This is a genomic window from Shewanella hanedai (assembly GCF_007197645.1).
GTDB classification, from domain to species: Bacteria; Pseudomonadota; Gammaproteobacteria; order Enterobacterales; family Shewanellaceae; genus Shewanella; species Shewanella hanedai.
This window is the reverse complement of record NZ_VKGK01000009.1, coordinates 163,353-184,909: the sequence shown is the minus strand read 5'-3', so window position 1 is coordinate 184,909 and position 21,557 is coordinate 163,353. Positions and strand designations below refer to the sequence as shown.

Genomic DNA, 21,557 nt, shown 5'->3' with positions numbered 1-21,557 from the left:
CAGCTTTCGAAATTATTTACCTTTAGCTTTTTAAAAGCTGAAAGTAATAGCAAATTTGTCTGGAAACCATAGCATTGTGGCCCCACCTGATCCCATCCCGAACTCAGAAGTGAAACGCAATTGCGCCGATGGTAGTGTGGGGTCTCCCCATGTGAGAGTAGGTCATTTCCAGGCGCCTATTTAGTTTTCGCTTTTAGTGAAAACACGTCTACTAGCCATGACACGCTAGCGACGATAAAAGAATTTAGTGAAATGCTTCGGCAATTTACTAAAGGAGCGGTAGTTCAGTTGGTTAGAATACCGGCCTGTCACGCCGGGGGTCGCGGGTTCGAGTCCCGTCCGCTCCGCCAACATAAAGACAAAAGCCTCTGCAGAAATGCAGAGGCTTTTTTCGTTTTGGCGTCGCGGACTTTTTTGAAACGAGATAGTCCGCCCCAGATTCGCGTTCATGAGCTTATCGCTCCGCGATATTCACCCACAAACATTACGATAAGCCCTAACAGCAATGTTAGGGCTTTTTCGTGTCTGGAATTTGATAAAACAACGATGAGATTATAAACATTAGAGTCTATAAGCTGTGAATGACTGCTCTAGGAGATTAGTTATGAAGACATTGAAGTCGATCGTTGAAGAGGAGCTAAGCTCCTCATCAACTGTAGTATTGGAACAGATAGTTAAGAAGCGTGTTTATCTAGAAAGTGAATCAACTCATTGAGGGCTAGATTTCTACACTCATCTTGCTCCATAAAGATCTCATGGCGGGCATTGGGGATATTGATAAGCTGACACATTTCACTGACTGCGTGATACTGAGCGAAGTTATCGACTATAGTATCTTCATCTGCCTGAAGGATTAATATTGGTGTGTTGCTATTTTTTGCTGCTTCTATTGTTCTCTTACCCGCATCAATAGACTCATATAACCAATGATTGGTTGGTGAGCCAAGCTGAATAAGTGGATGGGTTTGATAGAGAACTCTATAGTCTTCATAACGTGGCTGACTGTGGGTTAGATCATTATTGGCAAACTCATGTGGTTTGTAATCCTTGCCAGCTAAAATATAGTTAGGTTCTTTATGCTCTGATGTAGTGTCTAACACTTTAGCTAACCAACGGATAAAGCGACTGCTGACAGGCAGTTTTATGCCATACATGGGGGCTGAAAACACCGCTGCGTTAAATGTTTGCGGATATTTATCTAAATAGAGAGTGCCTATGGCCCCTCCCATGGAATGACCGATTAAAAAGAGTTCTTTATGTTGCTTAGGGAGAACAACATTATCGATAAAAAAGGCGAAGTCATCGATATAGGTATCGAATTTATCGATATGACCTTGGTGTGGATTAGCGGTTATACGGCTCGATAGTCCCTGGCCTCTGTGATCGATGGCGTAGACACTATAGCCTTGATGATAAAGATCGAAAATCAGCTCTTGGTACTTAAGGTATGACTCAATTCTGCCATTGCTGATGACAATCGCTTTATGGCTCTGAGGATGTTCAATAGAGGCATAAGCTAAGGTGATATTATCAATAGTTTTGATGACCGATTGAGTGACCGTCTTCCAGAAAGCTTGTTGCTGAAGAGTGTTAAGTGCGTGCTCTGATGAGAATGTGAGCGGTTCTGGTTGATTCTGAGCGTGGTCTTGCGGATCAGTTGCTAGTGACATGGTATTTACAGTGTAGTTTATGCTTGTTAGTCAGTGTATACCTAAACCATTTGTGAGCCACTAAGTTTCTCGTGACTCACAAATGACTGGTACTATTACTTTAGTTGGCTTTCTGAATTGAGATAAAGTCCTGGATTTGTTGTTCTAGCACTAACATCGGCACTGATCCATTTTCCAATATGGCATCATGGAAGGCTCTGATATCGAACTTTTCACCTAACTCCTCTTCAGCCTGAGCACGCAGGCGTTTAATAGTCAGTTCCCCAATCTTGTATGAAAGCGCTTGGCCTGGCCAAGAGATGTAACGGTCGATCTCTGTGGTGACATTGTGCAGTGATAAAGCGGTATTGCTCGCCATAAAGTCCAAAGCTCGTTGACGGCTCCAGCCTTTGGCATGCATGCCTGTGTCGACGACTAATCGGGCTGCGCGCCACATTTCATAGGTTAAGCGGCCGAAGTTACTGTAAGGATCTTGATAGAACCCCGCCTCTAATCCCAAGTATTCAGAGTACAAACCCCAACCTTCGCCGAAGGCCGAAATATAGCTGTAACGGCGAAATGGTGGCAGTGAGGTAAGCTCAGTATTGAGGGATATCTGCAGATGGTGACCCGGAACAGCTTCATGGAGTGTTAGTGCTTCCATCTCATAGAGTGGACGTTTATCCAAGGCGTAAGTGTTGACCCAGTAATAGCCTGGCTCATCATCACGACTTGAACCTGAGTAACGTCCAGTGGTGTATTTTGGGGCTATCTCTGCTGGTACTTCTTGGATACCGTAGGGAGTGCGTGGCAGCTTACCAAAATACTTAGGCAACATCGCGTCGGCTTTCTTGGCGATATACGCCGCCTCTTTTAGCAATTCCTCTTTGGTCTTTGGGTAAAACTGCGGGTCAGTTCGAAGAAAGTGAAGAAATTCAGCGAATGAACCCTCGAAGCCAACGTCGACAATAATCGCTTCCATCTCACCTCGGATGCGTTTGACCTCTTGTAAACCCAGTTGGTGAACCTCATCTGAGTTCATGTCTAAGGTGGTGTAATACCTGACGCGATTTTCATAGAAGGCTTCACCATCGGGCAGGCTTGCTGTAGCGATGCTAGTTCGTGCACCAAGCAAATACTCTTGAGTGATATAGTCAAAAAACTCTTTATACAGAGGCAGTACCGTATTCTCGACTAAAGCTCGGCCTTGTTCGGTTAATGCTGCTTTTTGAGCATCTGAAAAATGTTTGGGATAATGGGTGAAAGGCTTGAAATATCCACTGTCCTCCACGGGAACCATAAAGGCGCTGATGCTGTTTTCAAATCCATTTAGCGTGACTTTCGGTGGAGTTATCCCCGCAGCCAATCCTTGCTGTAGCCAATAGGTTTGCTGAGCAAAATACTTTGGCAGTGCCTCAAGCTTTGCTAGGTAGTGATGGTAGTCTTGCTCTGTTGAAAATCTGTCTTTAGCGATTGAGGCTATATACGCATGAAAGCCGCTCTCAGACGAAATTGGCAAGTAGTGGTCTTTGTAGCGATATAGGTCTACATCGTTTTGTAGCTGGTCTTGTAGGAGCTGTGCGTTAATCCTCTCCTCTTTAGAAAGCCTACTTTTGTTTAGCGCCTTTAAGTTAACGAGAAGGAGTTCACGTCTGCTATTGAACTTAGCTAAGGTATCGGGTGACAGATCGGTTAGCTTACCAGCTTGAGATATGTCTCCTTGGGAGTAGGCAAAGTCTGGACTGGCATCTAGCGTGATCTTCCAAGCCTTATCAATCATGCTTTGCAGTGGTGTGCTTGTTTGTGTTTTGGTTGATTGAGTTTTTGCCTCTGTTTCAGGTACTGTATGTATTTGGCAGGCACTTAAGCCGATAACAAGTAAGCTGGGTACAAGTATTTTGTACATGAAAATGTCCTTCATCGATTCTTATAGGTTTTATAGGGACGCATCGCGCTAAACATATCCAGTTCAGGCTTTGTGAATTTAGCACTATTTTAATATGTTGTATGCAATCTTGATCTTTGGAAGGTAAGCAAAACTGTATGAACAAATTTTAGACATAAAAAAACCGACGTTAAGTCGGTTTTTCATTCTAGAAGTTTAGTTTTATTTCAAACTAAATCACACGAGAGAACTGTTGTTGGCGCGCTTTCTCACGATAGCTCATGTTAAAAATCGTCAAAGCAGATGAGTTAGATTACACGCGAGAACTGTTGCTGACGTGCTTTCTCACGATAGTACACGTCAAAGCAGATACAGATATTACGGATCAGTAAGCGGCCAGTTGGGCTGATGGTGATCTTTCTGTCTGTGATGTCGACTAACTTATCATCGATAAAAGTTTGCAATAACTTAAGGTCTTCGCTGAAGTACTCTTCGAAGTTAATACCTAATTTCTCATCTATCAGCGCCATATCTAAATCGAAGTGACAAATAAGCTGCTTAATCACGACACGACGTATCTCGTCATCGCGGTTTAAGCTACAGCCCTTCCACAATGCGTGGCCTGATTTTTCAATCGACTCATAGTATGGGCGAATATCTTTCTGGTTTTGAGCGTAGCAATCGCCAATTTGGCTGATTGATGAAACGCCTAAGCCCAGCAAGTCACACTCTTCTTGGGTCGTATAACCTTGGAAGTTTCTGTGTAGACGACCTTCATTTTGCAGAATCGATAACTCATCATCTGGCTTAGCAAAATGATCCATACCGATATATTGGTAGCCTGCACCGGTCAATGTTTCAATTGTTTGGTGTAGCATATCTAGCTTCTGCTGAGGCGATGCTAGATCTTCATCTTTAATCTTACGCTGCGCTGCAAAACGTGCAGGTAAATGAGCGTAGTTAAAGACAGAAAGACGGTCCGGATTCAGGTCCAACACTCGCTGCATCGTTTCTGCGAAAGTTTCAGGTGTCTGGTGTGGCAAGCCGTAGATAAGGTCGATGTTGGTTGAAACAAAACCTAGCTCTTTTGCTTTGGCCATCAGGTCGAAGATGAACTGCTCATCCTGCTCACGATTAACCGCGATTTGAACTTTCTTATTGAAATCCTGAACACCGATAGAGATACGGTTAAAGCCGGCTTCTTTCAACGTATCTAACATAGACAGTTCAATTTCACGCGGATCGACTTCAATGGAGTACTCGCCTACATCGGCGACATTGAAGTTCTCTCTGATAAGCGCAGAAAGTCTAAGAATTTGATCTGGATTTAAGAAGGTTGGTGTACCTCCGCCCCAATGAATTTGGGTAACAAGATAGTTCTTAAACAGTGGTGCTCGTTTTACTATTTCGCTAGCAAGGTACTCGATGTATTGATCGGCCTTGTGCTGGTGACGGGTGATCACCTTATTACAACCACAGTAGTAGCAGAGCTTAGCGCAGAACGGGATATGGATATAAAGAGATAACCTATCGCTCTTGCTGTTCGCAATAGAGGTTAGTAGTTTCTCTTCAGTAAAAGAGTCATCGAATTCCAGCGCTGTAGGGTAAGACGTATAACGGGGACCGCTGTAATTGTATTTTTCGATCATTGACTGATCCCAACTAATTTGGGTGGGCTGCTTCAAGGCGTGTCCTCCGGAGTCGTAGTTTAGCGAGGTGTAAAGTATGCATCGTTATTCATTGGATAACTATGATCCATGTTAAAAATTGAGACCTGCATATTTAATGAATGAAAGAATATCCATGAAAACGAGGCAATTGTCAGTGCTCATTTGGCGTTTTTGTGCACAGACTCACGCCTTTAGCCATTTATCGCTTAATAAATTTAAAGATTCTGCTTCATCTCTATCTTGTTGGCACTCGTAATGGATTTATTGACAATGATTAATGCAATGGGCTCGGAGTAAATAAGGTTAACCGTTTTGCTTCTTCGAGAATTTCAGGCTCAAGTTCTGCTTCTGAACGCATACGGGCATAATCGAGCTTCATGCGGGCTCTTTTTTCCAATAATTTACGTTCTGCCATGATCGGGTGGGATTCAATAATAGCAAAATGTTTAAAGAGAGCCGGGTAGTCATTAGTGACTTGCTCTGACATTGATAAGATACCGAAGAGTTTTGCTATTCTCATCACGCCTTCTGATAGCTCGCATCTGTCATCTAACATGGCTGCTGCTATGTATCTAATGCTGTCTAAGTGTTCATCGAATTTGGCTTTATGGGTAGCATCGAATTCAGCCTGCTTTGCCAATTTATCAGCAGTTTGCTTGCGCAGTTTCAATATAAGATAGGTGGCGTAGCTGGCAAGGGCTGTAACTATGATAAAGCCTGATATAAGTAGCGCTGTTGTCATCGTTTATCCTGATATAGAAATGGCATCTAAATCGATGCCATTTATTGGAATTACTTGAGGATTAATCTTTATTTTGAAAATCTTTGAGTAGGTCTGCGCCAGATTCAAATTTGTCGAATAGGTCATCGTCACTGCTAGTAACAGATTTCATGACATGTTCGAGGTCATCTTCTGCTGTAATACCTAAGCTTTCCATTAGTGCTTCGATTAGATTTAGCTGATTTTCGAGCCATTTCTGATCATCTTTAGATAGCTCTTTACCCTCTTCAAGCATATCTAGAAGTTGATTCAGTCTTGGATCATCTTCCATCTTGAGTAATTTCTGCTCATCGGTAAGTTTTGGCCCTTTCTCTTTCTTAGGCGCAACAACTTTAGTCGGAAGGTCTAACTTAACAGCTACCTTACTGCCGTGGCGTGGGTCTTTTTTCTGTGAACCTGTGCCATTGACGTTACCCACAATGTTTTCATTGTGACGGCTGCCGGCTTTATTGCCAGAGTCTTTCTTTTTACCTGCTAGAACGCGTTCGGTCTTTTTCGTTCTGGGTGCTAATTTAGGTGAGTTCTGATTAACTTTACGTGATTTTTTAGAGTGTGCCATGGGTTGTTCTCAATAACTGGTAATACAAATTTGGTACGCAAAGCCGATTAACTTTCAGCAAACGAACTTAGGTCGCGTGTTATATCAGATCCTGATGGTTTTTGCACCAGAATGAGATCATTTGGTGCGAATAATAACTTAAAACCGGCCTGTTCGGCTAGATACTCGAAAGTCGCGTGTTGATAAAAGCTTACATGGGTGAGGTTATTCTTATGGTGCCATTTATCAAAGGTGCTTGGATCAGTCAGTAATTTGGTCTTGATGGCAAGCCAGCCGCCAGGTTTTAACATCGAACCTAATAGAGACCATTCTTTAAAAGGAAAGCGAAAATGCTCGAAAACCTTGAAGCAACAGATGTAATCATAGTGATGCTTTAGCACTTGATGATCTGGTGCGAAAAAAGGATCGTACTGAGAGATCTTATGCTGGTTATTGCCTATGCCTAACAGAGAACTGGGATCCAATACTCGACCAAAGTTCAAACCCGATAGTGGTTGTTCGGAATTTTGTTCACATTGTGAAATTAGGCTAGTAAGAAATTGAGTCAGTGCGGGTTGTTTACCCTCTCCGCTTTCTTGGTATCTTTGTTTCTCGACAGAAGGGGGGAGATGGGAGGCGGCGTCGGAGAAAACTAACTGGCAATGATGGCAAGTGTACATGTCGCGTTTTTTATTGCGGTGAAATAGAGAGGTTTGTGTGTTGTGGCAAAGAGGGCATCTGCGCATTTTCAAACATTCACCAATTGGATAAAAAAGGAGACTTTAAAAATATCATAAAAAAAGGCGACAGTATGACTGTCGCCCTCAAAAAGTGTCAAAGACACCAATTCTTATTTCAAGTATCCATACTTGCTATGCGACTTTCCCGGTCAGTATCCATCTTATTTTTGGCTGCTTTCCCTGCATAGTATTTTAGTTAGCGGTCATCCAGACGCTTTCTTAATATCCTGAGTCATCCTGACTACAGCTTCCGTAGATGGTCTCCATGACACATCACTATCCAAATCGTCATCTTTGACGTTGATTAAACCATCCCTGTTACTTTTACGTTAGTTTAGTGAACTTACGCTCTAAAACAGCAAGCTGCGAAGCGATGTTTCTAAACCTGTAAGGGAGCGCTATTAAAGCTATTTGGCCTTCCTAACCAAGTTCCTTACTAAAAGTATTGCTGACCTGGATTTCAAGAGAAATCACGACTCTTATTATTTTTAGAGAGTGGTCTTAATTATATTATTGTTATTGAATATATTTATTCTTATATCTTAAATGCAAACGTAACCGAAAACTGTAAGTTGTTATTAGATGTCTTATACAAACAGATGGGTTCATCTCGGTACGGGCTCAATTAAACCTAAATCTGTGATCAGTGTCAAGCCTGTTTTTAAGGGAAGTTTACGTAAAGGTAACTTTAAAGTGTGAAAAAAGGTGGCTTAGCCACCTTTTTTTAACATGCCTAAAACTTACTTAAGGCTTGATATATATTTAGATAATGCTGCTGTGTCTTCAGTTGTTAGCTTGCCAGCGATATCTTGCATCATGCCATTTAAATCATTGTTACGACTTGTATCGCGGAACTTATTTAGCTGAATTGTGAGATAATTTGCATGTTGTCCACCGATAGCGGGGAAACCTGCCAATTCAGAACCTGCACCTTGCGGTCCATGACATGCAATACAAGCAGTGATACCGCGAGCGACATCACCGCTCATGTACAACTGCTCACCTAACTCAGGAATATCTGTTACTTCGACTTGAGTTTGTGTCTGTGAGGCGTAAAATGCGGCAACATCTTTAATACCTTGGTCATCAAGCATCATGGCCATTCCGCCCATGATTGGATCATTACGACCCTCTTTACCACCTGTTTGAGCAGCACTACGGAAATCATGTAGCTGCTTTTCGAGGTAAGTGGCTTGTTGTCCAGCAAGTTTTGGGTACATGTCTATCATGCTGTTACCGTCCACACCGTGGCAGGCTGAGCAAACGATGGCTTTAGTTTTTCCCGCTTCAGCATTACCTTCTGCCATCGCTGGTGAAGAGATTGAGGCTAAAACAGATAGCGCAAGAGCAAACTTTTTCATGGCGTTCCAACTTATGGTTAAATTTTTTTGTCCTGAACTTACTAGCATAGCTCGCAAGCGTGATAAAATGTACTAAATGTGATCGAGGTAATATTTTACACGAAATTGTGAAAATGTAAGCAACTCTTCGATATTTAAAGTACAAAACGTTATATTTTTGGAGTCGGTAGTGACTGAATCTCGTATGGATTTTCGTAAAGCAAAGTTTTTAATCAGTGCTCCTGATATTGCGCATCTTAACCAATATTTACCAGGAGATGCAGGGGTAGAAATCGCGTTCGCTGGTCGCTCAAACGCGGGTAAGTCTAGCGCATTGAACATGCTAACCGATCAAAAAGGGTTAGCTAGAACCAGTAAAACCCCCGGAAGAACACAGTTAATTAACGTGTTCGAGCTAGATGAACACCGTCGTTTAGTGGATCTTCCCGGTTATGGTTTTGCTCAGGTTCCGCTGGCATTAAAGAAAAAATGGCAGCATGCGCTAGGTGAATACCTACAGGAACGTCAATGTTTGGCTGGCGTTGTTGTGTTAATGGATATCCGACACCCGCTGAAAGATCTCGATATGCAGATGATTTCGTGGGCAGTTGAGAGCGAGATTCCGGTATTGGCTCTGCTCACTAAAGCGGACAAAATGAAGCAAAGCGAGAGAATGAAGATGATTAACGAGGTGAGAAAACACCTTGGTGATTATGATGACCGAGTTAAGGTCGAGCCATTTTCATCGTTAAAAGGGCTAGGAAAGCCAAAAGTGCTGAGTATTTTGAACGAATGGTGTCAACCGCAATGGCTAATGGATGCAATTGCAGAGGCCGAAAATGCAGATGAGAGTGAAGACGAAGCTTAAGCTTTATTGATGCACTAATCTTATAAGAGTAACGCCCTAGTTTCATTTTGAAGCTGGGGCTTTTTTATAGTCAAAAAAAACCAGCGTGTTGTATTTATGATTTATATATATGAGCTGAATGGAATTTTAGATAAAAAAATAGCCGACGGAAAAACCATCGGCCCAATTAGCTCTTTTGGGGAGAAGCTAAATTCAACAAGACTCAAGTACCATCAAGCTAGGCTTTTTGACACTCAATATCGATAGCATACATGGAATAGGATTAAGTTTAAAGTAAATGCTCTAAAATAAATTTTAGGCGAAAAAAAGCCCCAGCAAACTAAGTTGCTGAGGCGCCATAATTTGGCTATTCACTATAATTAGCGAATTAAAAAGGTCTGAAAGATAGAACATCTTAACCTCTGTACCCTACGCAGAGAATAATACATCATTGACCGTTATATGAAAAACTGTTTTTCATATAAAACGTAATAATGTGACAAGGATCCAAGCTTGAGAGGCTTTTTTACACAGAATATGATCGGTAATTTTTATTTATCTGCTTATATATGAATCTGTTAATGTCCATTGGCTAATAAAAATACTTTTTTTGATCTTTTTAACACGTTTAAGGATTTTTCATACTGATGATGTATAAATGACAGTGTTTTTGTAAGAACGGCATATAAGAAGTCATCTATTTTAAGCTTAGAAAACAAAAAGGCTCCAGCAAGCTGGAGCCTTTTCAGTAAAGGATGAAAGGGACTAGTGGGCTTGTTCCCAGTTGTCACCGATCCCGCCTTCAGCTAAGAGTTCGACATCTAAGCTGACGGCATCTGCCATCATTTTGCATATCTTAGCTTGTAATGCTTCTGCTTTATCACTGTCGACCTCAAATACCAATTCATCGTGTACTTGCATGATCATGGTGATCTCACCTTGGGTATCCGATTCAATCCACTGGGAGATGTTAATCATTGCCTTCTTGATTATGTCAGCTGCAGTTCCCTGCATTGGTGCGTTAATCGCTGCACGCTCAGCTCCTTGACGGCGCATGGCGTTTCTATCTTTGATAGCTGGAAGATAGAGTCTGCGTCCATAGAGAGTAGAGACATAGCCAAGATCAGCGGCTTCTGCTCGCGTATCCTCCATATATTTAAGTACGCCAGGATAACGTTTAAAGTAGGTATCAATATACTTTTGTGCTTCTGCGCGTGGAATATCAAGTTGGCGTGCTAGTCCAAAGGCTGACATTCCGTAGATTAAACCAAAGTTGACGGCTTTAGCACGGCGGCGCTGCTCTGTGGTGACTTCACTAAAGTTGACACCAAATACTTCTGCTGCGGTTGCCTTATGAATGTCTTTTCCTTCAGCAAAAGCCTTTAATAGGCCTTTATCTTGGGATAGGTGCGCCATGATCCTCAACTCGATTTGAGAGTAATCGGCCGCAAGTACTTTTTTACCCTCTTGAGCGATAAAGGCGTGACGAATACGTCTTCCTTCCTCCGTACGAATTGGAATGTTTTGCAGGTTAGGCTCACTAGAGGATAAGCGACCCGTTGCGGCATTAGCTTGGTGATAACTGGTGTGTACTCGACCCGTTCTGGCATTTACCATCAATGGCAGCTTGTCAGTATATGTGCTCTTAAGCTTAGCTAAGCTTCTGTGTTGTAATATTATCTTAGGTAACGGATAGTCCAGAGCAAGTTCAATTAATACCTCTTCGGCTGTTGAAGGAGCTCCTTTAGGCGTCTTTTTAATGACTGGGTAACCGAGCTTTTCAAAAAACAGGACTTGAAGCTGTTTTGGTGAGCTTAAGTTAAAGACTTCACCTGCTATCTCAAAAGCGTCTTGTTCGAGTTTATCTATCTTGATCGCTATCTCTTCACTCTGCTGACCTAGCATCATGCTATCGATCAATACACCTTCGCGTTCAATATCAGATAAAACGTGGATCAAAGGCAGCTCAATGTCGGTAAAGACCGAGGCGAGTTTTGGATCTTTTTGTAAACGAGGCCAAAGGTGTTGATGCAGTCGCAAAGTGATATCTGCATCTTCTGCAGCGTAAGGTGCGGCTGTTTCGAGCGGGATCTGGTTGAAGGTGATCTGCTTAACCCCTTTACCTGCGATCTCTTCAAAGCTGATGGTCTTGTGCCCTAAATACTTCAGTGCCAAATCATCCATGTTGTGTTTGGAGGCAACTGAGTTAAACACATAAGATTCGAGCATAGTGTCAAAAGCAACACCTTGTAACTTGATGCCTATGTTGGCAAAAATGCTGATGTCATACTTAAGATTTTGACCGACTTTTTTAAGTTCAGGATTTTCAAGTAGAGGTTTAAGTTTAGCAAGAGCCTCTTCTAGATCTAGTTGCTCAGGTGCGTCGAGATAATCATGGGCTAATGGTAAATAAGCCGCTTTACCTGCTTCAACTGCAAATGAGATACCGACCAATTTAGCGACCATATAATCGATGCTTGTGGTCTCTGTATCTATGGAGATCAGTTCTGCTTTGGAGAGTTGCTCAATCCATCGATCTAACGCTTCATGAGTTAGAATGGTTTCATACTCTGTTGCGATCTCTTGAGGCGTTACCTCTTCTTCATTCGAACTGTCGTCAGAGTCTTTAGCGGTACCCGTTTTATTGTCTAATACCTCAGCTAACCAACGCTTAAACTCCATTTCACCATAATATTTAATGAGGTCATCTTTATTGGCTGGAGTAATAGTTAACTCTTTCCAATTTTGCTCCATTTCAACATCAAGTTTAATAGTGGCCAGCTCATAAGATAGTTTGAGCATATCGCCATGTTCAGCCAGTTTGGCCGGCATGGTTTTAGAACCTCTGAAGCCTAGTGCTGGAATCTTCTCAGGTGCTGCCAAGATCTGTTCGACGCTACCAGCGCCAATTAACATTGCAACGGCTGTCTTCTCACCCACACCTGGCAAACCAGGAATGTTATCGGCTTTATCACCCTGAAGCGCTAGCAGATCAATGATTAACTCAGGTCCTACGCCAAACTTCTCTTTCACCTCTGCTGGTCCCATAACGGTATTGGTCATGGTATTAATTAAGGTGACATTGTCATCGACAAGCTGAGCCATATCTTTATCGCCAGTACTGATCAGTACGGCGCGCCCCTCTTTACTTGCTTGTGTCGCAATCGTTCCTATCACATCATCGGCTTCGACGCCTGAGATACACACAAGAGGTAGGCCTAACGCACGAATAATATTGTGTAGAGGCTCAATTTGCGTCCGAAGGTCGTCCGGCATGGGTGGGCGCTGTGCTTTATAGTCTTCGTACATATCATTACGAAAGGTTTTTCCTTTTGCATCGAAAACGACAGCCATCTGATCTGGCTTATATTGATTCAGCAAACTGCGGAGCATGTTGATCACGCCATACACTGCCCCCGTAGCTTCCCCTTTCGAGTTTGTCAAATGTGGTGGTGAGTAATAAGCTCGATAGAGGTATGAAGAACCATCCACAAGAACTAAGGGATTTTCGGCAATTTTCGGCATAATGAGTATTCGACTTTGGTTTCGAGTGATGTTTTCGATAGTGGCGCTAGCATGCCACAGAAGGGAGTTTACAGCCACGGGAATTTATTCCACTGCTTGTGGATAAGTCTGTGCACTAAAAAAAATATTAACTGAAATTGTTCAACCATTCATAGAAAAGGCTTGATTGTAAGGTGTTGAAAGTAAAGTGAAAGGAAAAAAAGTGTGAACTGTGTTGTAGTTTTCTTATTTTGGTTTTATTTTGTGGACTTTTTTATTTAACTACTTATAACACTCTTGATTTGGCTAAATAAACAGCGCTTAATATAGTTGATGCACTAACTTAGCATGAAAAATAAACAGATCAAGCTATTTGTTATGCTCTTGTTAAAATAAAAAGATATATACAGGAGGGTTTTAATGAAAAAAAATTTTAGGGTTAGTGAGTCATTCTAAAGTTTTCAATGGTTGAGGGGCACATGACTCTTTATTCGCTATGTTTACCCTCTTGAAATCAGGCGTTTGATATCTGTGCTTAATACCAATCAGTATAAGAAGTTGATCTACTTAGAGTGTTTTTGGGCAAACTAATTCAAGCCGATCTGATTGATCTTAAGGTCTCGCAGATATCGATTTTATGAAGGCGTATTAGGAGAAGTAGGTAGATGACTACCTGTGTGATGAAGGGGAAAGTCTTGAGTGTCCAGTGCTCAAATTACGACAAGATGCTGGATTTAACATCTTGTCGTGACAGAGCTAAAGTTTGTACTGTTGAAGTGGATATAGCGAGTGCTTAAAGTCTGCGTTTACTGTCTATGAATCCCTGAGCAAGTCCTACCATTAATCCGCCGATATGAGCGCCGTTAGCAATGGAGAGTCCGAATAGATCGGTAAAACCAAATACTAGCCATAACAGCATAAAGCCCATGTATGCCGGTGGAAGCCCTATACCTAATTCGGGGCGTTTAACCCCCATAATCCAAGTGTATCCGACCACAGCGTATACGACACCAGACAGGCCGCCGAAGTTAGGCCCACCAATGTAATACTGTAATACGTTGGGTAAGGTGCCAGCGACAATGAGTAAGATGAACAATGGCGCTGCGCCTAACTTGTTTTCAATTTTACCACCCAAATACCACCACCAGAGTAAGTTAAAGATGATATGCAGTGCTGAGAAGTGAAGGAGTGTTGGCGTGAAAATTCGCCACACTTGGCTTAAGTTAGTGTCGGGTACGGCATTGAAAAAAGAGAGATATTCATAAATTGGGTTAGCAAAGCCCAAGTTAAAACCTGCGAAAACGATGACGCAAATAAAGAATATGGACAGTGTTAACGGGCCTGCGCCTGAGATAAATTGAGTCAGTAGCTGCAAAGAAGGTGCGCCATAATCCATCTTGACGTGTGTATCGCCATTATCCCAAGAGGCTTGTAGGTATTTATCATCATGGGGATTCTGGATAAAACGTTGAAATTCCATCGCCGCTTTGACGCTGTCTTGATCTCGCACTACGGCCAGACTGACTCCTTGTTCGACGTGGGTGACTTTACAGTCAATGTTCTCGCCTTTAAGGTAATCGACCAGAGCTTGGGCCGCTCTTTCATTAGGTAACCTGCCAATCTCGATCATAGGCTGAACCTCATATCTGGGAGGGTAACATTAAATAGAATAGCACTCTTTGGCTCGGAATAAACAATTATATACAGCTAATACAAAGACTAAGGCCACACCTTGATAGACATTCTCAGGCGAGGAGATGAAAAAAGTTAACTCTCTGACTCACGCCATGCCTGATAGCCGCCATCTAAGCTGTATACATCATCAAAGCCTTGCTCAATGAGGTACTCTGCAGCATTTTGACTGCTGATCCCATGATAGCAAACAACAATCAGAGGCTGATCCATATCGGCTTCAGCAATAAAGTTGGCTAGGTTGTCATTGGTTAAGTTAACCGATCCTTTGATATTCGCAGACTCAAAGCTGGCTGTATCACGGATATCAACAATCTGAATGTCGGGGTTCGTTTCAGCTAATTGAATGAGCTGGTTAACGCTAAAGTGTTGGAAGTTAGGCATAGTAATATTTACTTAAATGATTGAGTGGATGTATAAAAAGGGCTGACGTCGCCAACCCTTTAAGATTAAGTTAATCCCAATTAAGGATAACTTTACCTGATTGACCAGAGCGCATGGCGTCAAAGCCTTGCTGGAAATCATCAATATTGTAGTGATGAGTAATAATCGGTGAGATATCGAGTCCAGATTGAATCAGGCTCGCCATCTTGTACCAAGTTTCAAACATCTCGCGACCGTAAATGCCTTTGATGATAAGTCCCTTGAAGATCACTTTACTCCAATCAATCGCCATCTCGCCGCCAGGAATACCTAACATGGCCACTTTCCCGCCATGATTCATGGTGTCTAGCATAGAGTGGAATGCAGAAGGTACGCCTGACATCTCAAGACCGACGTCGAAGCCTTCGGTCATACCAAGTTCACTCATCACATCTTTGAGATTCTCTTTTGCAACATTAACGGCGCGTGTGGCCCCCATTTTACGTGCAAGTTCGAGACGATACTCATTGACGTCAGTAATGACCACATGGCGTGCACCAACATGACGACAAACCGCAGCGGCCATAATACCAATAGGACCAGCGCCTGTGATCAATACATCTTCACCGACCAGATCAAAAGAGAGCGCAGTGTGTACCGCGTTACCAAACGGATCAAAGATTGAAGCAAGATCGTCAGAGATATCATCTGGGATTTTGAACGCATTGAATGCTGGGATCACTAAGTATTCGGCAAAAGCACCGTCACGGTTAACCCCAACGCCAGAAGTATTACGACACAGATGAGTACGTCCAGCACGGCAGTTACGGCAATGGCCACAAGTGATATGTCCTTCGCCAGAGACACGATCGCCGATTGAGAATCCACGTACTTCCTGACCGATACCGATCACTTCACCCACGTATTCGTGGCCAACAACCATAGGAACCGGAATGGTGTTTTGTGACCACTCGTCCCAATTGTAGATATGGACATCTGTACCACAAATAGCCGTTTTACGAATTTTAATCAGTAGATCGTTATGGCCCATCTCCGGTTTCGGAGCATCGACCATCCAGATCCCTTCTTCAGGTTTAAGCTTGCTTAGTGCTTTCATCGCATAAATTCCTAAATGATACCCATCTCTTTAGCGATACGAGTAAATGCCTCGATTGCCTTATCTATCTGCGCTTTTGTATGTGCCGCAGACATTTGAGTTCTGATACGTGCCTGCCCTTTAGGGACGACAGGGAATGAGAAACCAACTACATAGATGTTCTCTTCAAGCAGTCGACTGGCAAAATCGCCAGCGAGCTTAGCATCACCGATCATCACTGGAATAATCGCGTGATCTGCGCCGCCGAGTGTAAATCCAGCCTCAGTCATTTTCTCACGGAAATAACGACTGTTTTCCCATACGGCTTCGCGAAGTGCTTGACCTGATTTTAGCATCTCAAGTACGTGAATCGATGCCGTCACGATTGATGGCGCTAAAGAGTTTGAAAACAGATAAGGGCGTGAACGTTGACGTAACCAATCGACCACTTCTTTCTTCGCAGATGTGAATCCGCCCGATGCTCCACCAAGGGCTTTGCCTAATGTACCGGTAATGATATCAACGCGATCCATCACTTGGCAGTGCTCATGAGTACCACGGCCATTTTGACCAACAAAACCCACTGCGTGAGAATCATCGACCATCACGAGTGCGCCGTATTGATCAGCCAGATCGCAAACACCATTTAAATTAGCGATGACACCGTCCATCGAGAATACGCCATCGGTGGCGATCATGATGTTGCGTGCACCGGCTTCTTTGGCTGCTTTAAGTTGAATTTCAAGCTCGGCCATATCGTTGTTGGCATAGCGGAAACGCTTAGCTTTACACAAACGCACACCATCAATAATAGAAGCGTGGTTGAGTGCATCAGAAATAATGGCATCTTCAGGGCCTAGCAAAGTTTCGAAAAGACCTGCGTTAGCATCGAAGCATGAAGAGTAAAGAATGGTGTCTTCCATGCCTAAGAACTCGCTAAGACTTGCTTCGAGTTGCTTGTGAATATTTTGGGTACCACAGATAAAACGTACCGAAGCCATACCAAAACCATGAGCGTTAAGTCCGGCTTTAGCGGCCTCAATGAGCTCTGGATGGTTGGCTAGACCAAGATAGTTATTGGCGCAGAAGTTCATCACTTCGCTGCCATTGACTTGGATCTCAGTTTGCTGAGGAGAGACGATAATACGCTCACTCTTGTACAAGCCTTCGGCTTTTACTTGGGTAAGTTGTAGGTTCATTTGATCGTAGAATGAGGTCTTTGCCACCTGAATTCTCCTTAATTAGCATTATTTTGTTTATTGGAGTGGCGGCATTTTAACCTTAAATCTGCTTACGCTCACAGCCTTTTTTTACTGTGAACAGGTAGGATTATTTAGTTTAGGGTAACAAGACGATTCACATTAAAAAAACTAATCAATAACAAATAAGGTTTGAGCGAGGATAATCTGGTGACTAAGGATTGATTATAGAGGAAAACGTTAACTGGATATGAGTAAAAAAACCACCAACTTGTGTTGGTGGATGTCATCTATTCCGTCGGTGCGGCTGCTAGCTCTCGGTAATGTTGTTCTAATCTCATGAAAGTACTGCGAGAGTCTGCTGTCGAGTAGGCTTTTGAAATCATAAGAATTCTAAGTAACCCCTCGTAGATTGAAGACTTAGTGATCTCCATTTTGCTTGAATGCGTCTGCTTATAACCGATCCAGAAACAGACAATCATACGAATCGTCTCTGCAAGGGAAGGAATATCTTCACTATCAATTGCGAGCACACCATCTTGATTGAGCTTAGTCAGGACATGGCTGCATCGAGTGAGTACTTGTTGTTGAGTAATGAGATACAGAGATTTAAGTTCATCATCACGATTTAAAATATCCGTGAGATTAGCGTACATAAACCGGAACTCCCACATTGCGTAAAACATAGCATCGAAGTAGCCGATAAGCAGATCTATGTTAACCGGCTCACCCTCATAGGGTTGAAAACTGGTTTCAAGGTGGCTTTGATATAAGCTGAAAATAGAACGAATGATGTCCTCTTTATTACGGAAGTGATAATAGAGGTTGCCAGGGCTGATCCCTAAATGCGCGGCGATATGATTAGTGGTGACGTTGCGTTCACCTTTTTCATTAAAAAGCTCAAGACTGGCGTAAATTATTTTATCGCGGGTTTTCATTGTCGTCCTAATTGAATCGATGTTTAATCACAGGTCGATTGATACTAGATTGCCCTGATCTTGGATAAATATACCGCAACCACTTGCAGTATGTCATGAGGTCGTTTTGGTATACTAGCACTGACATAATTTATCAGGCAAAACTGATTTATCCTAATTACAGCGTTAATTTCACCTTTGGCCATAAATGAAGTGAGTTTCGGGCGTAAATCATAATGCAGCAAGTGATCGGTTTAAGGTATGTTAGCATTACTCTACTAAGCCGCTAATACGTTAAATAAGTATCAGATCAAATGAATCGTTTTATATATTCAGCATTACTTTACCTCTTATTACCCTTGCTCGTTTTGTACTTGGCATTTAGATCCATAAAAAGCCCTGATTACCGTTGTCGTTGGGGGGAGAGGTTTGGTCTGGCCAAATTGAAACAAAGTGATCTGTTGATCCATTCTGTCTCTATGGGGGAAACATTAGCTGCCATTCCTCTCATAAAAGCGATCCAACAGCGCTATCCTCAAGTATCAATAACCGTCACCACCACCAGTCCTACAGGATCTGCTGAAGTGGTTAAAGCGTTTGGACCGAGTGTTCAGCATTGTTATCTCCCCTTTGATATCTCCATTTGTGTGAAGCGTTTTTTACGTCAGGTATCGCCTAAAAGCTGGATTATTATGGAGACTGAACTGTGGCCAAACTCCATCTACTTTGCGTCCAAGCAAGGTGTGAAAGTGATGCTAGCCAACGCAAGACTATCTGAGAAATCGGCAGGGCAATACAGTAAGCGAATGAAGCTTAGTCAGCCGATGTTACAGAGTTTAGATATCATTGCAGCTCAATCACTGCAAGCGGCAGAGCGCTTTATCGAGCTTGGTGTCAGTCCGAGTCGAGTTAAGGTGTGTGGCAGTTTGAAGTTCGATCTCACCCTCCCTGAGGATAAGATTGCTCAAGCCAAAATATTACGTCAGCAGTGGCGTGACAAGAGTGCCCCAATCTGGGTGGCGGGCAGTGTTCATCCTGGAGAGTTTGAGGCAATGATACAGGCGCATAAACGCTTGTTAGCCAGCAAGCCTGATGCTCTATTAGTGATGGTTCCACGCCATCCTGAGCAATTTAATGCAGCAGCGGAGAAGATTCTTGCATCAGGTTTGAGCTTGGCGCGTCGGAGTTTACAAGATAGCGTGACTTTCAATACCCAAGTATTACTGGGTGATACCATGGGTGAACTGTTGACATTCTATGGCGCAGCAGATCAAGCTTTTATTGGTGGCACCTTAATCAGTAATGGCGGTCACAATCCATTGGAACCAGCCGCTTTTGGTCTACCTGTTTATGTCGGTCCTAATCATTGGGACTTTGCCGAAATCACGCGTTTGCTTGACGATGCTGGCGCCTTGAAAGTGATTGTTTCTGCCGATGAGCTGGCTGAAGAGTTAATTGTTAAGTTTGATGACAAGCTCATTTACCAGAACGCGAGTGAAGCTGCTTTACGAGTCGTGAATACTAACAAGGGGGCATTGCAGCAACAATGTGAACTTGCTTACCAACTAATTGAGTGTGTTAAATGAGCCAACTTGAATCCTTTGCATCGATTTACCAAAGAGCCAGCGATCGTAAAGGCGGGGATGAAGGCCTCGAAAGCCTGCTGAGCGGCAGTTTAACGGAAGACGAAATAGGTCAGTATAAAGATGCTGAACTACTCTCTGAGATGAGTAAGAAGGTATTCCAATCTGGCTTTGTTTGGCGGATTGTAGACCATAAGTGGCCAGCTTATCAGGAGGCTTTCTTTAACTTTGAGCCTACCAAAGTCCTGATGTTATCCCCTGAGCAGTTGCAGGAAAGGGCGAGCGATACTAATTTGATCCGCCATATGAAGAAAACCATGGCAATCTATGATAATGCGTTGATGGCTCATGATATTGCACTTGAGCATGGCAGTTTAGCCGAATATATTGGCCGTTGGCCCGCTGAAGAGATCACTGATCTTTGGGCTGTGCTTAAACGTCGAGGTACACGTTTAGGCGGCAATACTGGGCCTTACTTCTTACGGGCGATAGGCAAAGATACCTTTCTACTCACCGGCGATGTTCAAGGTTATCTCACTTCCCATAAGCTGGTGGATTTTGGCTTTAGTTCTAAGAGTGGTTTAAAGCAGGTTCAGGGTGTGTTTAATGCTTGGCAACAAGAGTCGGGCAGAAGTTTGGCTGATATTAGCCGAATCTTAGCCTGCAGTGTCGGCGATAATCGAGTTTAAATTTAGGGGTTACCTAATATAAAAAAACCAGCCCGGATGGGCTGGTGCATGTTTGCCAAAGAATGAGCAATAAATAGAGATAAAGATTGAGCTTTGGTGCAGGGAAAGCGAGTTAAAACTTAAAAGCTTTTGCTGATGCCAACAACGAATCGGTCATCAAAAATTTCTGTCTGTGTACCATAAACCTTGTGGGTACCATCTACTGTGCTGCCATGGTATCTAAGGTCAAATTTAAGGCCAGCATAGGTTTTACTTAGACCTAAGTTCCAGTGTCCCCATCCTTCAGCGCCTTCGCCATCAAGATCTTGGTAACCCACTGAACCAGATACGTTGATTCCGTTGCTAAATGCATAGCTTGGGTGGACTGCGTAGTTAACACCTTGCCAACCATCAACACCAAACCAGTCATCCAGAGTTGGTGTGATTTCGAGTTGTACGTTTGCTTGACCAAACTGCTTGCCGACTTTAAGCCAAAGCTCGGTGTAGTTTGAGTATGAAGCACCTGGATACAGGTACGAGAAGACCATCACATCGTAAGTAAAGCCGCTGTCACCAAGTTCTCCAGCTTTACCGATAAATGGTGCGGTGACGATTTCAAGATTAGGATCGGCAAACTTGATGTTAGAAGCGAATACGCCTGCATACCAACCATCATCATTACCCCAGCCTAAAGTACCTTGTACTACAGGAACATCGCCGTCCATCGTTTCAGATTCACCACGAAAAACATAGTCAGATGCAAAAGTCAGGTTGCCATTGATGGTACCACCTAGTACTTGCTCTTTATCTTCGGCGTGAGCGATTGATACGGCTGAAAGCAATAGGCCACTGATAAGTAACTTGTGTTGAAGTTTCATCTTAATCGTCATGAGGTCGTCTCGTTTAAGTATTTGTAAGTACAGGAGCACTATAAGGATAATTTGTGAATGGCAATGACGTATCGGATGAATCAATAGCTAACAAATATGAACAATTATGAACAAAGTGATATTTAGAGGGCATAAACAGGGGCTGATAATACTTTTGTCTGTTTTTACAATACATTCAGCTGTAATAAAACAAGT

17 protein-coding genes, 1 tRNA gene and 1 rRNA gene are annotated in these 21,557 nt (G+C 42.9%); 5 read left to right on the top strand and 14 right to left on the bottom strand.

Features of this window, described 5'->3' with window-relative positions:
- Positions 1-58 precede the first annotated feature (58 nt).
- A 5S ribosomal RNA gene (gene rrf, locus FN961_RS09795) occupies positions 59-174 on the top strand.
- A gap of 99 nt (positions 175-273) precedes the next feature.
- Positions 274-350, top strand: a tRNA-Asp gene (locus FN961_RS09790).
- 324 nt (positions 351-674) lie between these two features.
- On the opposite strand, the gene FN961_RS09785 is transcribed toward FN961_RS09790, so the two are convergent.
- From FN961_RS09785 to FN961_RS09755, 7 genes are all read right to left on the bottom strand, one after another.
- Positions 675-1,670, bottom strand: coding sequence for an alpha/beta fold hydrolase (locus tag FN961_RS09785; protein WP_144039993.1), 996 nt, complete (start codon positions 1,668-1,670; stop codon positions 675-677).
- Between the two features lie 100 nt (positions 1,671-1,770).
- Positions 1,771-3,555: a DUF885 domain-containing protein gene (locus tag FN961_RS09780; protein ID WP_144039992.1), complete on the bottom strand. Its 1,785-nt coding sequence runs from the start codon at positions 3,553-3,555 to the stop codon at positions 1,771-1,773.
- Between the two features lie 287 nt (positions 3,556-3,842).
- Positions 3,843-5,219, bottom strand: a complete 1,377-nt coding sequence (gene hemN, locus FN961_RS09775; protein ID WP_144039991.1) for an oxygen-independent coproporphyrinogen III oxidase — start codon at positions 5,217-5,219, stop codon at positions 3,843-3,845.
- A 259-nt stretch (positions 5,220-5,478) separates the two neighbouring features.
- Positions 5,479-5,946 carry a DUF2489 domain-containing protein gene (locus FN961_RS09770; protein ID WP_144039990.1) on the bottom strand — a complete coding sequence of 156 codons (468 nt, stop codon included), beginning with the start codon at positions 5,944-5,946 and terminating at the stop codon, positions 5,479-5,481.
- 61 nt (positions 5,947-6,007) lie between these two features.
- Positions 6,008-6,544, bottom strand: coding sequence for a Der GTPase-activating protein YihI (yihI, locus tag FN961_RS09765; protein WP_144039989.1), 537 nt, complete (start codon positions 6,542-6,544; stop codon positions 6,008-6,010).
- 47 nt (positions 6,545-6,591) lie between these two features.
- Positions 6,592-7,269 carry a class I SAM-dependent methyltransferase gene (locus tag FN961_RS09760; RefSeq protein WP_144040007.1) on the bottom strand — a complete coding sequence of 226 codons (678 nt, stop codon included), beginning with the start codon at positions 7,267-7,269 and terminating at the stop codon, positions 6,592-6,594.
- 734 nt (positions 7,270-8,003) lie between these two features.
- Positions 8,004-8,624 carry a c-type cytochrome gene (locus FN961_RS09755; protein WP_144039988.1) on the bottom strand — a complete coding sequence of 207 codons (621 nt, stop codon included), beginning with the start codon at positions 8,622-8,624 and terminating at the stop codon, positions 8,004-8,006.
- Between the two features lie 169 nt (positions 8,625-8,793).
- Between FN961_RS09755 and yihA the strand changes: the two genes are divergently transcribed.
- Complete coding sequence (gene yihA / locus FN961_RS09750; RefSeq protein WP_144039987.1) at positions 8,794-9,471, top strand: ribosome biogenesis GTP-binding protein YihA/YsxC; 678 nt, start codon at positions 8,794-8,796, stop codon at positions 9,469-9,471.
- 744 nt (positions 9,472-10,215) lie between these two features.
- Here yihA and polA read toward each other — a convergent pair.
- The 6 genes from polA to FN961_RS09720 form a co-directional block, all read right to left on the bottom strand.
- Positions 10,216-12,975: a DNA polymerase I gene (polA, locus tag FN961_RS09745; protein ID WP_144040006.1), complete on the bottom strand. Its 2,760-nt coding sequence runs from the start codon at positions 12,973-12,975 to the stop codon at positions 10,216-10,218.
- A 772-nt stretch (positions 12,976-13,747) separates the two neighbouring features.
- Positions 13,748-14,584: a rhomboid family intramembrane serine protease GlpG gene (gene glpG / locus FN961_RS09740; RefSeq protein ID WP_144039986.1), complete on the bottom strand. Its 837-nt coding sequence runs from the start codon at positions 14,582-14,584 to the stop codon at positions 13,748-13,750.
- A 137-nt stretch (positions 14,585-14,721) separates the two neighbouring features.
- Positions 14,722-15,030 carry a thiosulfate sulfurtransferase GlpE gene (glpE, locus tag FN961_RS09735; RefSeq protein ID WP_144039985.1) on the bottom strand — a complete coding sequence of 103 codons (309 nt, stop codon included), beginning with the start codon at positions 15,028-15,030 and terminating at the stop codon, positions 14,722-14,724.
- 70 nt (positions 15,031-15,100) lie between these two features.
- Positions 15,101-16,126, bottom strand: a complete 1,026-nt coding sequence (gene tdh, locus FN961_RS09730; protein ID WP_144039984.1) for an L-threonine 3-dehydrogenase — start codon at positions 16,124-16,126, stop codon at positions 15,101-15,103.
- Between the two features lie 11 nt (positions 16,127-16,137).
- On the bottom strand, positions 16,138-17,331 hold the full coding sequence (locus tag FN961_RS09725) for a glycine C-acetyltransferase (protein WP_144039983.1): 1,194 nt from the start codon (positions 17,329-17,331) through the stop codon (positions 16,138-16,140).
- Positions 17,332-17,594: 263 nt separating this feature from the next.
- Complete coding sequence (locus FN961_RS09720) at positions 17,595-18,242, bottom strand: TetR/AcrR family transcriptional regulator (protein WP_144039982.1); 648 nt, start codon at positions 18,240-18,242, stop codon at positions 17,595-17,597.
- A 293-nt stretch (positions 18,243-18,535) separates the two neighbouring features.
- Here FN961_RS09720 and waaA point away from each other — a divergent pair, with 293 nt between their 5' ends.
- Complete coding sequence (gene waaA / locus FN961_RS09715) at positions 18,536-19,807, top strand: lipid IV(A) 3-deoxy-D-manno-octulosonic acid transferase (protein WP_144039981.1); 1,272 nt, start codon at positions 18,536-18,538, stop codon at positions 19,805-19,807.
- Complete coding sequence (locus FN961_RS09710; RefSeq protein ID WP_144039980.1) at positions 19,804-20,493, top strand: DNA-3-methyladenine glycosylase I; 690 nt, start codon at positions 19,804-19,806, stop codon at positions 20,491-20,493. Before waaA ends, FN961_RS09710 begins: the two co-directional genes overlap by 4 nt.
- Before the next feature lie 119 nt (positions 20,494-20,612).
- Here FN961_RS09710 and FN961_RS09705 read toward each other — a convergent pair whose 3' ends face one another.
- On the bottom strand, positions 20,613-21,362 hold the full coding sequence (locus tag FN961_RS09705; RefSeq protein ID WP_373293372.1) for a TorF family putative porin: 750 nt from the start codon (positions 21,360-21,362) through the stop codon (positions 20,613-20,615).
- Between the last annotated feature and the right edge of the window lie 195 nt (positions 21,363-21,557).

Bases quoted from the DNA above. Each gene is read 5' to 3' on its own strand.
- FN961_RS09770 (WP_144039990.1), bottom strand. From the start codon at position 5,946: ATGACAACAGCGCTACTTATATCAGGCTTTATCATAGTTACAGCCCTT.
- FN961_RS09760 (WP_144040007.1), bottom strand. From the start codon at position 7,269: ATGCGCAGATGCCCTCTTTGCCACAACACACAAACCTCTCTATTTCAC.
- polA (WP_144040006.1), bottom strand. From the start codon at position 12,975: ATGCCGAAAATTGCCGAAAATCCCTTAGTTCTTGTGGATGGTTCTTCA.
- tdh (WP_144039984.1), bottom strand. From the start codon at position 16,126: ATGAAAGCACTAAGCAAGCTTAAACCTGAAGAAGGGATCTGGATGGTC.
- yihI (WP_144039989.1), bottom strand. From the start codon at position 6,544: ATGGCACACTCTAAAAAATCACGTAAAGTTAATCAGAACTCACCTAAA.
- waaA (WP_144039981.1), top strand. From the start codon at position 18,536: ATGAATCGTTTTATATATTCAGCATTACTTTACCTCTTATTACCCTTG.
- FN961_RS09710 (WP_144039980.1), top strand. From the start codon at position 19,804: ATGAGCCAACTTGAATCCTTTGCATCGATTTACCAAAGAGCCAGCGAT.
- FN961_RS09785 (WP_144039993.1), bottom strand. From the start codon at position 1,670: ATGTCACTAGCAACTGATCCGCAAGACCACGCTCAGAATCAACCAGAA.
- FN961_RS09705 (WP_373293372.1), bottom strand. From the start codon at position 21,362: ATGACGATTAAGATGAAACTTCAACACAAGTTACTTATCAGTGGCCTA.
- FN961_RS09755 (WP_144039988.1), bottom strand. From the start codon at position 8,624: ATGAAAAAGTTTGCTCTTGCGCTATCTGTTTTAGCCTCAATCTCTTCA.
- glpG (WP_144039986.1), bottom strand. From the start codon at position 14,584: ATGATCGAGATTGGCAGGTTACCTAATGAAAGAGCGGCCCAAGCTCTG.
- glpE (WP_144039985.1), bottom strand. From the start codon at position 15,030: ATGCCTAACTTCCAACACTTTAGCGTTAACCAGCTCATTCAATTAGCT.
- FN961_RS09780 (WP_144039992.1), bottom strand. From the start codon at position 3,555: ATGTACAAAATACTTGTACCCAGCTTACTTGTTATCGGCTTAAGTGCC.
- FN961_RS09720 (WP_144039982.1), bottom strand. From the start codon at position 18,242: ATGAAAACCCGCGATAAAATAATTTACGCCAGTCTTGAGCTTTTTAAT.